We start from the raw sequence: 12,469 nt of genomic DNA, 5'->3' as shown, positions 1-12,469 counted from the left end.
TGGTGAGGTGCCGTCGGATGAACGGTGCCGTTCCCAGAACGAGGGCGGCGAAGACTGCCAGCCGTTGCAGGCGGGGCTGAGCGGCGAGGTTGCTGTCCTGGATGCCGTAGGCCGCGTACCAGTTGGCGGCGAGGTCGGTCGCCACGATGACGCAGGCGAGGTCGATTCCTTGGCATTTGCCCCGGATCAGTAGCACGGCGGCGAGCGTGTCGAACAGCGCCAGCGACGACCAGTAGAGGTTGAGCCACCATGGCGCCCAGTCGTACGGGTGCAGACCATGGCGTTGAAGGTCGGTGACGTGTGCGGAAGCCCCGATGAAGAGCAGGGCGGCTGCGATGCTGCAGGCCGATATGACCGCCCAGCGCGGGGCGTGGTGCATCCATCCGATCATGCTGTGGATCGTCCCACCTGCGGGTGTCGCCCGTCAGGTTGTCAGTCTGCGGTAGCAGATGAGGGCGGCTGCGATGCCGACGAAGGCCAGGAAGTGCTCGGCCTTGCGCTCGTAACGACGGTGCAGGCGGCGGCAGCCGCCCAGCCAGGACATCGTTCGCTCGATCGTCCAGCGATGCCGGCCCAGTCTCGTGGAGGATTCGACGCCTCTTCGGGCGATGCGGTGGCGGATGCCGCGCCAGCGGAGCCAACGACGCAGGTGGTCGTAGTCGTACCCCTTGTCCGCGTGGAGCTTGGCGGGCCGTCGCCGGCGCGGGCCGCGGCGGGACCGGATCGGTGGAATGCCGCGCACCAGCGGCTCAAGCGCCTGGCTGTCGTGGAGGTTCGCGCCGGAGATCCCGACGGAGATGGGCAGACCGGTCCGCTCGGTGATCAAGTGGATCTTCGACCCCTTCTTGCCCCGATCGACAGGATTCGGACCTGTCAGCTCCCCCCTTTCAGGGCCCGCATGTTCACCGAGTCGATCGCGCAGCGCGACCAGTCCAGGCCGCCGCGCGAGCCCAGCTCATCCAGGATGACGCGGTGCAACTTGGCCCAGACTCGGGCGGCACTCCACTCGGTGAACCGCCGGTGAGCAGTCGGCCCCGACGGACCGAAGACCGGCGGCAGCTGCCGCCAGGTGCAGCCTGTCGTGGCCACGAAAACGATCGCGGCCAGCACTTCGCGATCCCCGTACCGGCGACGGCCGCCGCCCTGCGGTCGGGCCGGAGCAGGCGGGACCACCCGCTGGAACAGCTTCCACAGCTCGTCCGGCACCAAGCGCTCGACCACCACCACACCGCGCAGACTACTCAACCTGCCAAATGAGACGACGTCTTAGCTGTCGAGCCGGCGCAACGCGGCGACGGCTCGCTGGGTGATTTCTTCGGGGGTGCCGGAGACGTCCACGGCGACGCCGGCCTCGTCGTCCTCCAGGGGCTGGAGGGTGGCGAACTGCGAGTCGAGGAGCGCGGTCGGCATGAAGTGGCCCTTGCGGCCCGCCATCCGCTCCTCGATCAGCGAACGGTCACCGGTCAGGTGGAGGAAGACGGCGCCCGGGGCCTCGGCGCGCAGCCGGTCCCGGTAGGAGCGCTTGAGCGCGGAACTGCTGACGACCCCGCCGAGACCCGCCCGGCCGTGCGCCCAGCGCCCGATCGCGTCGAGCCAGGGCCACCGGTCCGCGTCGTCCAGCGGGGTGCCGGCCGACATCTTGGCGATGTTGGCGGGGGGATGGAAGTCGTCGCCCTCGGCGTACGGGACGCCCAGTGCGTCGGCGAGCAGGGGACCGATCGTGGTCTTGCCGGTTCCTGCCACGCCCATCACCACGACGACGTGGGGGGTGCTCATAGCGGTGCCTCGCTGTCTCTTCGATGTCTTCCTCGACATCGGTCCGTCGCGCCACTGAAACCTATACGTACGACTTATTCAAGAGGGTGTGACATAAACGTCGTACTTAACGGCCTCGGGGACGGCCCCGTACCCTTGGGCCATGACCACACCTGCCCAGGGGCTCCACACGCATGTCCTGGACACCCTGGGCCTGGAGATCGCCGCCGGGGAGCACCCGCCCGGCCAGGTCCTGCGCACCGACGAGCTGGCCCAGCGCTTCGACGTCTCGCGCACGGTGGTCCGCGAGGTGATCCGGGTCCTGGAGTCCATGCACCTGGTCGAGTCCCGCCGCCGCGTCGGCGTGACCGTCCGGCCGGCCGAGGCGTGGAACGTGTACGACCCCCAGGTCATCCGGTGGCGGCTGGCCGGCGCCGACCGCCCCCGCCAGCTGCGCTCCCTCACCGTGCTGCGCTCCGCGATCGAGCCGGTCGCCGCCTCGCTCGCGGCCCGCCACGCCACCCCGGAGCAGTGCGCCGAGCTGACCGAGCGCGCCCTCGGCATGGTCGCCACCTCGCGGGGCCAGCAGCTGGAGGGCTACCTCGCCCACGACATCGCCTTCCACCGCATCGTCCTCAACGCCTCCGGCAACGAGATGTTCGCGCGCCTGGGCGACGTGGTCGCCGAGGTCCTCGCGGGCCGCACCCACCACCAGGTGATGTTCGAGGACCCCGACCCGGCGGCCGTCACCCTCCACGTCCGGCTCGCCGAGGCCGTGCGTGCCGGGGACGCGGCCGAGGCCGAGCGGCTCACGCGGGAGATCGCCGTCGGCGCCCTGCACGAGCTGGACGTTCTCGCGCCCTGAGACCGGCCCGCGCCCGGCACCGCGTACCGTTGCCCGTGATCGATCCCGGGAAAGCCGGGAGCACCGGTCTCAGCGAAGAGTCGGGAAAGGGAGTCCACGGGAATGCCGCAGCACGTACAAGGGGTCATCGCACCGGGCAGGAACGAACCGGTCCGCGTCGAGACGATCGTCATTCCTGACCCCGGCCCGGGTGAGGCCGTGGTCAGGATCCAGGCGTGCGGCGTCTGCCACACCGATCTGCACTACAAGCAGGGCGGCATCAACGACGAGTTCCCCTTCCTCCTCGGCCACGAGGCCGCGGGTGTCGTGGAGTCCGTCGGCGAGGGCGTCACTGACGTCGCCCCGGGCGACTTCGTGGTCCTCAACTGGCGTGCGGTGTGCGGCCAGTGCCGCGCCTGTCTGCGCGGGCGGCCCTGGTACTGCTTCGACACGCACAACGCCGAGCAGAAGATGACCCTCCTCGACGGCACCGAGCTGTCCCCGGCCCTGGGCATCGGCGCCTTCGCCGAGAAGACCCTCGTCGCCGCCGGCCAGTGCACCAAGGTCGACCCCGAGGTGTCCCCGGCCGTCGCCGGTCTCCTGGGCTGCGGTGTCATGGCCGGCATCGGCGCCGCCATCAACACCGGCCAGGTCGGCCGCGGCGACTCGGTCGCCGTCATCGGCTGCGGCGGCGTCGGCGACGCCGCGATCGCGGGCGCCCGGCTGGCCGGAGCGGCGAAGATCATCGCCGTCGACATCGACGACCGCAAGCTGGAGACGGCGAAGTCGATGGGCGCGACCCACACCGTCAACTCCCGCTCCACCGACCCCGTCGAGGCCATCCGCGAGCTGACCGGCGGCCACGGCGCCGACGTCGTCATCGAGGCCGTCGGCCGCCCGGAGACGTACAAGCAGGCGTTCTACGCCCGCGACCTCGCCGGCACCGTCGTCCTCGTCGGCGTCCCCACCCCCGAGATGCGGCTCGAACTCCCGCTGCTCGACGTCTTCGGCCGCGGCGGCTCGCTCAAGTCCTCCTGGTACGGGGACTGCCTGCCGTCCCGCGACTTCCCGATGCTGGTCGACCTCCACCAGCAGGGCCGCCTCGACCTCGCCGCCTTCGTCACCGAGACCATCGGCCTCGGCGACATCGAGCAGGCGTTCGGCCGGATGCACGACGGTGACGTGCTGCGCTCGGTGGTGGTGTTCTGATGGCCGCCCGCATCGACCACCTGGTCACCTCCGGCACCTTCGCGCTCGACGGCGGCCAGTGGGACGTCGACAACAACGTCTGGATCGTCGGCGACGACTCCGAGGCCGTCGTGATCGACGCGGCCCACGACGCCGCCGCCATCGAGGAAGCCCTCGGCGGCCGTACGCTGCGCGCCATCGTCTGCACCCACGCGCACAACGACCACATCGACGCCGCCCCCGCGCTCGCCGCGGCCACCGGCGCGCCGATCCTGCTCCACCCCGACGACCTGCCGCTGTGGAAGCAGACCCACCCCGACCGGGCCCCCGACGGCGAGCTCGCCGACGGCCAGGAGATCACGGTGGCCGGCACCACGCTGACGGTCCTGCACACGCCGGGCCACGCCCCCGGCGCCATCTGCCTGTACGCCCCCGAGCTGGCCACGGTCTTCACCGGGGACACCCTCTTCCAGGGCGGGCCCGGCGCCACCGGCCGGTCCTTCTCGTCCTTCCCGGTGATCGTGGACTCCATCCGGGACCGGCTCCTCACCCTGGACCCGGCGACCGAGGTGCGCACCGGCCACGGCGACTCCACCACCATCGGCGCGGAGGCCCCGCACCTGGACGAGTGGATCGCCCGCGGCCACTGACGGCCCTACCGGTCCGGCCACGCGGAGAGCCGCGACCCGCTCTCGAAGCGGCGCGGACCTCCCGTGACCGGGTCGGTGAACTCCAGCACCCGGGCGAGAAGTTGCAGAGGGCGCGAGAAGTCGCCGGCCGGCGGGTCCGGCTCGGTCACCGGGTACACCGGATCGTTGACCAGCGGCAGCCCCAGGCTGTTCATGTGCACCCGCAGCTGATGCGTGCGCCCCGTGGCGGGCAGCAGCCGGTAACGGCCGAGCCCGCCCCGGTGCTCCAGCAGCTCGATCCGGCTCTCGCTGTTCGGCTCGCCGGGCTCCTCCCGCGCCGCGAGCACCCCGCGCTCCTTCACGATGCGGCTGCGCACCGTACGCGGCAGGTCGAGCCCGGGATCGTACGGGGCCACCGCCTCGTACTCCTTGCGCACCAGCCGGTCCCGGAACAGCGTCTGGTACGCCCCGCGCTCCCCGGGCCGGACCACGAACAGCACCAGCCCAGCCGTCAGCCGGTCGAGCCGGTGCGCGGGCTGGAGCTCCGGCAGGTCCAGATCGCCGCGCAGCCGGGCCACCGCCGTCTCCGTGATGTGCCGGCCACGCGGCATCGTCGCCAGGAAGTGCGGCTTGTCCGCGACGACCAGATGCGCGTCGCGGTACACCACCCCCACCGGGAACGGCACGGGCACCTCCGGCGCGAAGTCGCGGTGGAACCACAGGTAGCGCCCCGCCGCGTACGGCTCGTCGCCGAGGACCGGCCCCTCGGCGGACACGAAGCGCCCGTCCGCGAGCAGCGCCTCGACCCGGCCCGCCCCGATCGCCCCGGCGAACCGGTCGAGGAGATGGTCCCCGACGGTCGCCCACCGCCCCTCCGGATCGGCGGGAAGCCGGACCCGGACGGGGTCGACGCCATCGCGCTGGGGCAGCGGCGACGGCGGCGGCTTCGCCCGGCCCCTCACCGGGGGCCCCGGCCCGGCACCGGAAAGCTGATGGTTCTCATGGTGCCGGGCATCCTTTCACGTGGCCGGAAGGTGCCTCAGGCCGCCGGGAACGTCAGCTTCTGCGGGCCGCAGCCGATCCGCTCGGCCTCCGCCGCCACGTAGGCCGGGAGGAGGTCGCGGGTGAACGTGAAGCGGACGCCCTCACTCGTGGGGCGCAGCTGTTCCAGGACGAACATCACCGGACCCGTCTGGCAGACCGCTTTGTACACCGCCCGGTTCCCGCCGATCCGGCCGTAGCCCCTGGAACCCTTGACGGGCGCGCCGGACCGCAACGCGTCCCGGGAGTAGATCTCGGCCAGCACCGGATCGGTCACCGTCGTCAGCCGCACGGCCGTCTCGTCGGAGTCGTATCCCGCCTCGCAGATCCGGGCCGGGCCGCCCTCGCCGCTGGCGCGCGTCTCCCGCAGGTCCTCCCGGTACGCCGCCGGCAGGCCGAGAGCCTTGATCCCGCAGAACATGGACGTCCGGGTGGTGTCCCACAGGACCGGCGGGTGCAGGTCGCGCGGCTCCCGGTACGTACCGGAGCAGCCGAAGTCGTCGATGACGCCGTTGGCCGCGTTGATCAGCGCACCGGTCAGGGCCTCCCGGTCCCGCAGGGTGTACTCCGGTGACACCTCGAAGTCCGCCCGGCCCATGCCGATGTCCACCACCGTGGGCCCGGTGAAGTCGTCGCGGCCGGTGCACGCCTGCGGCAGCGCGATCCAGGCGCGCGAGGACGAGGTCATGCCGGGCAGCCCGTCGCCGAGCGGCACCATGCCCGAGGAGAGGAACTCCCTCGGCCAGTCCTGCGCGTCGGTGCCCCGCAGCCCGTCAAGACGGCGCACGTTCACCGTCACCTGGCGGCGCGCCCGGTCGCCCTCGTAGCTCGTGACGCGGCACTGGCCGTACGAACCGGTGTCGCCCATCGGGTCGTTGTGCAGCGACTGCTCGTCCACCTCGGTCCTGCGGTCCCCGAACAGGGCGTCCATGGACCCGGAACCGAGCGAGTCCCAGCAGGGCGCGGACGCCCCCGCCAGCGGCAGCGTGTCCGTGCGCCAGGCGACCGTGCCCGCGCCCACCAGGGCCCCGGCCAGCGCGGCGGCGGTCGCGGTGCGCACGGTACGGCTGCGCAGCAGGCGGCGGACGAGCGGTGGTCGGGGGGCCTCCGGGGCCGCGGGGGTTCCGGTGTCCGTCAGGGGGTTCTCCACCACCGGGTTCTCCTCGCTCACGCGTCCGCACCCTTCCCGCATCCGATGCGCTTCCCCACGGACTCCACGAACCGGTCGAAGACCCGCTGGTCGGAGGGGCGGCCCCGGTTCTGGAGACCGGCCTCCACGTGCCCGTAGAAGACCGTCGGCCGGTCACCGCAGCTGCGGCGCACCAGGCCCTGGCCGGACCCTTCCGGCAGTCCCCGGAACAGCTCCACCAGACGGGTGCGGCTCGCCATCACGTACTGCGCGGACGGCTCCTCGGGCATCCGCGGCTGCTTCCACACCACCGAGCACGTCTGGAGCCGGTCGGTGACCGCGCCCACCTGCTGGCGGTAGCGGGAGCCCTTGCCGTAGTCGAAGGTCACGCCCGGTATCCGGCACAGCGGTGACGCGGCGGACTCCTCGTCCTCGGCCACCGTCACCATCGGGGAGCTGCTGCGCAGCGGCTGCTTCGGTGCGCACCCCGCCTTCTGCATACCGGTGTTGGCGGCGGCGAGCAGCATCCGGACCACATCGGCGCGCGTGGCGATCGTGAACGGCATGGGGACCTTGCCGAGATGGCCGTCGCCCGTGCTCTCGCTGCGGATCGTCACCACGGACGGCGCGCCGTCCCTGTCGCAGGACGAGGGCAGCACCAGCATGCCCCGGTCCCCTCCGGCCAGGCCGTCCAGCCCGTCCGGCAGCGGCGACGCGGAGCCGTGGAAGAAGTGCGCCAGCCAGGCCCGCCGGTCCTTGGCCCCGGCGGGCACCGGCCCGTAGTCCAGGGTCACCGACTCCTCGAAGGCCAGCGGCTCGTCCGAGTCGTCGTCCTCGACCGAGGAGGTGATGGACACCGTGCAGGTGCCGTGCGGGCGGGTGGCCGAGGGTGCGGCGGACTCGGTGGAGCCGCGCTCGGAGCCGGACTTCTCCAGCGCCTCGTCGCCGAGGAACGACGGGCCGCTGTTCTGCTCCCACGCGCCCCAGCAGTAACTGTCCCGGAACGGCCCGCTGTCCGTCGCCCACAGGACCGTGCCCGTCGCCAGCACCGCCCCGGCCACCACCCCGGCGATGACCGAGGCCCGTCGCCTGCCGATGCCCATCACATTCCCCCTTGCGAAGCAGTAAAGATCGCGCAAAGTGCCGATGCTACGACGTCACCGGCCGCCCTGCGGAAGGGGGGCGGGGGCCCGACCCGGCACGGAGCGGACCCGGTTGCCGAATCCGTACGGCCCCGGGCCCGCCCCCGAGCTCTCAGCCCCGCGCCGAGAACACGAAGGTGAACTCCGCCGGTGCCGCGTCCAGCCGGTACCCGGGCAGCACGCCCGGCCCGCACGACCCCGAACCGATGCCCTGCACCGCGTGGTCCAGGCCCACGTGGACCCGGTCCCCGGCCACCAGATCCGTCAGGTGCTCCGCCGCGTCCAGCTCCTCGCCCGTCCAGCGCCGCGCCGTGAACGCGAACGGCACACCGCCCTCCGCGCGCAGCCCGCCCCCGCCGGCACCGGTCAGCTCCACCCACCGCACCCCGGCCCGGGCCCCGTTCTCCTGCGGCCGGACGTACGGGGTCTGCAACTCGTCCACGCCCCTGGCCCACTGCCCGAGCATCGCGGCCGCCCGGGTGTCCGGATACGCCTCGCCCGGACCGCCGCCGAACCACCGCACCGCGTCGTAAGCCGGGGGCAGCGCGAACCGCACGCCGAGCCGGGGCAGCGGCACCCGCCAGTCGCCCTCCGGCACCACCGACACCCCCAGCCCGAGCCGGTCCCCGGCGGCCGTCCACCGGTACACGGTCCGCAGCCCCACGTCCCGGCCGGCCGGCGCCACCCGGGTGCGCACGGTCAGCGCGTCCGCACCGGCCTCCACCCCGTCCAGGCGGTGGCGCATCCGGTGCAGCCCCCACTCCCGCCAGAGCCGCCCGTACCGCTCGTCCGGCTGCCACGCCGCCCCGTTGTCGTTGTCGGTGGGCGCCCGCCACACGTCGAGGCGCAGCCCCTCCACCGGGACGTCCCCGATGCGCAGGAGCGCCCCGGTCGCCGCGTCGAAGGTGCCGGGGCCCAGCGAGACCGTCGAGCCGGAGACGCGCGGGCGTGCCCCGGTGGCCGGGGGAGGGGCGGCCGGGGCGCCCGGCTCGCTCTGGCCCCAGGCGACCAGGTGGCCGCGTCCGGCCCAGTCCGTCGCCCCGGCGAGGACCGCCCGCAGCGTCCACAGCCCGTCGCCGGGCGGCGCGTCCGGTGTCACCTCGGCCGACGCGCCCGGCGCGAGCGGGGGCACGGCGAGGGTGCCCGAGGCGACGAGGACGCCGTCCGCCTCGTGCGACCAGCGGAACTCCAGGTGGTCCAGGCCGGTGAAGTCGTAGCCGTTGGTGACGGTGAACGTGCCGGGGGCTGTGCCCGGGGCGATGCGCACCGGCTCGACGACCTTCTTGTACTCGGCGAGGCCCGGGGACGGGGTGCGGTCCGGGAAGAGCAGGCCGTCGCACACGAAGTTCCCGTCGTGCGGCTCCTCGCCGAAGTCGCCCCCGTACGCGTAGCCCAGCTCCGGGTGGGCGATGCCGTGGTCGATCCACTCCCAGACGAAACCGCCCTGGCACCGCTCGTACCGCTCGAACAGGCGCTGGTACTCGCTCAGCCCGCCCGGTCCGTTGCCCATCGCGTGCGCGTACTCGCAGAGCACGAACGGCATCGCGCGCCGCCGCGCGTCCAGCTCCAAGTCCTCCAGCGGCTCCTCGGCGCGCCGCCCGATGAGCTCGACCTCGGCGTGCGACGCGTACATCCGCGAGTACAGGTCGGTGTCCGCGCACGACGGGTCGCCCTCGTAGTGCAGCGGGCGGTCCGGGTCGCGCTCCCTCATCCACCGGGCCATGGCGCCCAGACCGGCGCCCGTGCCGCACTCGTTGCCCAGCGACCAGACGATCACCGAGGGGTGGTTCTTGTCGCGCTCGACCATCCGGGCCGCCCGGTCGAGCAGCGCGGGCGTCCAGCGCGGATCGTCCACCGGGTTGTTCCGCCAGTCCACCTCCGCGAAGCCGTGGGTCTCCAGGTCGCACTCGTCGATCACCCACAGGCCCAGCTCGTCGCAGAGGTCCAGGAAGGCGGGGTGCGGCGGATAGTGGCTGGTCCGCACGGCGTTGACGTTGTGCCGCTTCATCAGGACCAGATCGCGCCGCATGGTCTCCGCGCCGACCGTCCGGCCCGTCTCGGGGTGGAACTCGTGCCGGTTCACGCCCCGGAACAGCAGCCGCCGGCCGTTGACCTTGAGGACGCCGTCCTCGACGGCGACCGTGCGGAAGCCGATGCGCAGCGGGACGCGCTCGCCGGGCGTCACCAGCTCCCCGTCGTACAGCCGGGGCGTCTCGGCGGTCCACGGCTCGACCGGCAGCGTCACCGTGCCGCCCACCGCGACGTCCAGCCCGAGCCCGGGCACCAGCACCCGGCCCTCCGTGCCCTCGCACTCCACGCGCAGGGTCCCCGAGCCGGTGCGGTGGTCGTATCCGGCGTGCACGAAGAAGTCGCCGGGCGCCCCCGCCGGGCGGTGCAGCAGCGTCACGTCCCGGAAGATCCCGGGCAGCCACCACTGGTCCTGGTCCTCCAGATAGCTCCCGGACGACCAGGCGTGCACCCGTACGGCAAGGACGTTGGCACCCGGCCGCAGCAGCTCGCCCACCGCGAACTCGTGCGGGAGCCGCGAACCCTTGAAGTCGCCCAGCTCCACCCCGTTCAGCCACACCCGGGCGGCCGACTCCACCCCGTCGAACCGCAGCACGCTCCCGCCGCCGGCCGGCCAGTCGCCGGGCAGCTCGAAGACCCGCAGATGGTCGCCGGTCGGGTTCTCCGACGGCACCCTCGGCGGATCGACCGGGAAGGGGTAGACGACATTGGTGTACGCGGGTGCCCCGCCCGCCCCCTGAAGCACCCAGTGCCCCGGCACGCCCACCGCCGCCCAGCCCGAGGCGTCGAATTCCGGCCGTACGAACGAGGTGTCCTCGCCGTCCGCGCGCGGCGAGAGGCGGAACGCCCAGCGGCCGTTCAGCGACAGCCGCCGGGCGTCGGACGCCGCGTACCAGGCACGCGGCGGCAGACAGCCGGTGCCGGGGGACGGACTCTCGTACCAGGCAGGGGAGTCGGTGTCGGTACGGATCATGCGTCTCCTCGGTCGGTGGGGCCCTCACGATCACGCTAATGAGCGAAGAACCGGTTCACCATGGGGCGTCCGGCGAGATGATCGGGTGCATCCTTCCGAACCCTGACCTTCGCGCCCGCGCCTGTGTCACCATGACGCCCCGGAGCCGAGCGCCTGTGGTCAGTGACCACACGCGGAGGGCGGGGGACGGGCTACGAGGGGAGCCGGGGTTTGGCGAGGGGGATCGGTGCGGTGTGTCCCGTGTGCGCGACACCCGACACGGGCGGGCCGGAGTGCGCGGGCTGCTCCTGGCGCATGTGGGACGACCCGGTCCTCGGCGCCCTGACGGACGAGGACACCGAGGCCGCCCGGACCGCGCTGCACACCGCCCAGCACGCCTGGGACCTACGGGCCGCGAGGCTCGCGCTGGGCGGTGCGGAGGGCGCACGGCGGCTGGCGCCGCTGCTCAGGGCCGGACCGCCGGACCCGGGGGAGGAGCCCGCACCCCCGTCCTTACCCGGGGGTTCCTTACCGCCGCACGACTCCGCCCGCTGGCAGCAGATCCTCACCGACCTGGTCGACGGACGCATCCCCGACGTGGTGTTCGCCGAATTCACGCCCGACCGCCTGCGGGTGATCCGCGCCGCCGCCGACCGCAGCGGCATACCCCGCCAGACCGACGCCGGGAGCACCGACTGGGCCTCGCTCCTGCCCGCCCTGGACGGCGACGCCGCACCCCGCCGCTTCCGGCTCGCCGGGGGAGTCGGCACCGAACAGCCCCTGCACCGCGCGGAGTTCGACGTAGCGGTCACCCGGTGGCTGCACACCCACCCCGCGCTCGCCCGGGCCCGTACGCTCGTGGTCCTCGGCCGCCGCAGCGGCTGGGTCCTCCTCGACCGGGCGGCCGCCCTGCTGCGGGCCGCGTACCGCCCGAGCGCCGAGATCGGGCCCGGGCCCGGCGAAGCCGCCTCCGGCACCGACACCGCCGACGCGGTGCGCGCGGCGCTGCGGACCGCGCCGCTGGCCGTCGACCACTCCCTGCTCCTCGCCCGCGTGGACCGCCGCACCGGTGAGGTGCACGCCCACACCCAGGTCCTCTTCCCGGCCGGATCGCGGCTGCGGCGCGGCGAGACCGCGACCGCCGAGATCACCGTCTACGGCGGACTCGCCACCCGCGCCCCGGTGCTGCTGCCCGTCCTCGCCGGCACGCCGGAGGCCGACGGGAGCGGCGCGGTGACGCTCTCCGCGCGGCGGACCGCGCTCGCCGCCTTCGCACCGGCGCGCCTCGCGTTCGTCCTGCACGGCCCGGGGGAGGTCACCGCGCACGAGGGCGCCCCCACCGAGGGCCGGGGCGAACTGCCCGACATCCCCGCCCTGGTGGGCAGCCTGCCCCGGCGCGTCATCCACCCGCCCGCCCTCGACGTATTCCTCACCGTCGAGATGAGCGGTGCCGACGCCGAGGAGACCGGCGAACGGCTCGGCTTCGCCCGGGACGTCATCGCCACCCTGGCCCGCCGGCACGGGCCCGGCCTGCGCGTCGGCGTCGTCGGCCACTACGACCACGCGGTCCACGAGAACCGCTACGGCCCCCGTCCCGTGCTCCTGCTGCGCGTCCCGGCCGGGCCCGCCCCGGCCGCCCTCACCGCGCTGACCGGCTGGCGGCCCGCGCGGCGCGAACAGGACACCGCCTCCTCGCTGGAGGACGCCCTCAGGGAAGTCGGCCGGCTCGTCCGGGCCCGGGCCGGCGCCGCCCGCGCCCCG

The 12,469-nt window shown here is 73.6% G+C and carries 11 protein-coding genes; 4 read left to right on the top strand and 7 right to left on the bottom strand.

Annotated features, from left to right (window positions below; translation table 11 throughout):
• The 3 genes from G3I41_RS01280 to G3I41_RS01270 form a co-directional block, all read right to left on the bottom strand.
• On the bottom strand, positions 1-391 hold a 391-nt coding region (locus G3I41_RS01280; RefSeq protein ID WP_239081434.1), incomplete at its 3' end, for a hypothetical protein.
• Between the two features lie 33 nt (positions 392-424).
• A protein-coding gene (locus tag G3I41_RS01275; RefSeq protein ID WP_164398439.1) for an IS5 family transposase occupies positions 425-1,221 on the bottom strand; the annotation gives its coding sequence in 2 pieces (ribosomal slippage) (positions 425-888 and positions 888-1,221; 798 coding nt in all).
• A gap of 45 nt (positions 1,222-1,266) precedes the next feature.
• A complete protein-coding gene (locus tag G3I41_RS01270; RefSeq protein ID WP_164398436.1) occupies positions 1,267-1,776 on the bottom strand; it encodes a gluconokinase in 510 nt (169 codons plus the stop codon).
• Between the two features lie 142 nt (positions 1,777-1,918).
• On the opposite strand from G3I41_RS01270, the gene G3I41_RS01265 reads away from it, so the two are divergent.
• The 3 genes from G3I41_RS01265 to G3I41_RS01255 all read left to right on the top strand — a co-directional run bounded on the left by G3I41_RS01265 (position 1,919) and on the right by G3I41_RS01255 (position 4,437).
• Entirely contained in the window at positions 1,919-2,620 is a 702-nt protein-coding gene (locus tag G3I41_RS01265) for a FadR/GntR family transcriptional regulator (protein WP_164398435.1), read from the top strand.
• Between the two features lie 102 nt (positions 2,621-2,722).
• Positions 2,723-3,808 (top strand): S-(hydroxymethyl)mycothiol dehydrogenase, encoded by a 1,086-nt coding sequence (locus tag G3I41_RS01260; RefSeq protein WP_164398434.1) that lies wholly within the window; start codon positions 2,723-2,725, stop codon positions 3,806-3,808.
• A complete protein-coding gene (locus tag G3I41_RS01255) occupies positions 3,808-4,437 on the top strand; it encodes an MBL fold metallo-hydrolase (RefSeq protein ID WP_164398433.1) in 630 nt (209 codons plus the stop codon). Before G3I41_RS01260 ends, G3I41_RS01255 begins: the two co-directional genes overlap by 1 nt.
• A 5-nt stretch (positions 4,438-4,442) precedes the next feature.
• Here G3I41_RS01255 and G3I41_RS01250 read toward each other — a convergent pair whose 3' ends face one another.
• The 4 genes from G3I41_RS01250 to G3I41_RS01235 form a co-directional block, all read right to left on the bottom strand.
• The gene (locus G3I41_RS01250) at positions 4,443-5,378 is read right to left on the bottom strand and encodes a pseudouridine synthase (protein WP_164398432.1); all 936 of its coding nucleotides are present in this window, start codon (positions 5,376-5,378) and stop codon (positions 4,443-4,445) included.
• 77 nt (positions 5,379-5,455) lie between these two features.
• Positions 5,456-6,628: a hypothetical protein gene (locus G3I41_RS01245; RefSeq protein ID WP_343242029.1), complete on the bottom strand. Its 1,173-nt coding sequence runs from the start codon at positions 6,626-6,628 to the stop codon at positions 5,456-5,458.
• Positions 6,625-7,689, bottom strand: coding sequence for a hypothetical protein (locus G3I41_RS01240; RefSeq protein WP_164398431.1), 1,065 nt, complete (start codon positions 7,687-7,689; stop codon positions 6,625-6,627). The genes G3I41_RS01245 and G3I41_RS01240 overlap by 4 nt, the downstream gene beginning before the upstream one ends.
• A gap of 151 nt (positions 7,690-7,840) precedes the next feature.
• A complete protein-coding gene (locus G3I41_RS01235; RefSeq protein WP_164398430.1) occupies positions 7,841-10,729 on the bottom strand; it encodes a glycoside hydrolase family 2 TIM barrel-domain containing protein in 2,889 nt (962 codons plus the stop codon).
• 240 nt (positions 10,730-10,969) lie between these two features.
• Here G3I41_RS01235 and G3I41_RS01230 point away from each other — a divergent pair.
• Positions 10,970-12,469, top strand: a 1,500-nt coding sequence (locus G3I41_RS01230; protein WP_343242028.1) for a hypothetical protein, incomplete at its 3' end; no start/stop codon positions are given.

Origin of the sequence: Streptomyces sp. SID9727 (genome assembly GCF_010550605.1) — a bacterium.
In the GTDB taxonomy this organism is placed as follows: Bacteria; Actinomycetota; Actinomycetes; order Streptomycetales; family Streptomycetaceae; genus Streptomyces.
The sequence above is the reverse complement of the archived record's forward strand: the minus strand, read 5'-3'. Positions and strand labels throughout refer to the sequence as shown.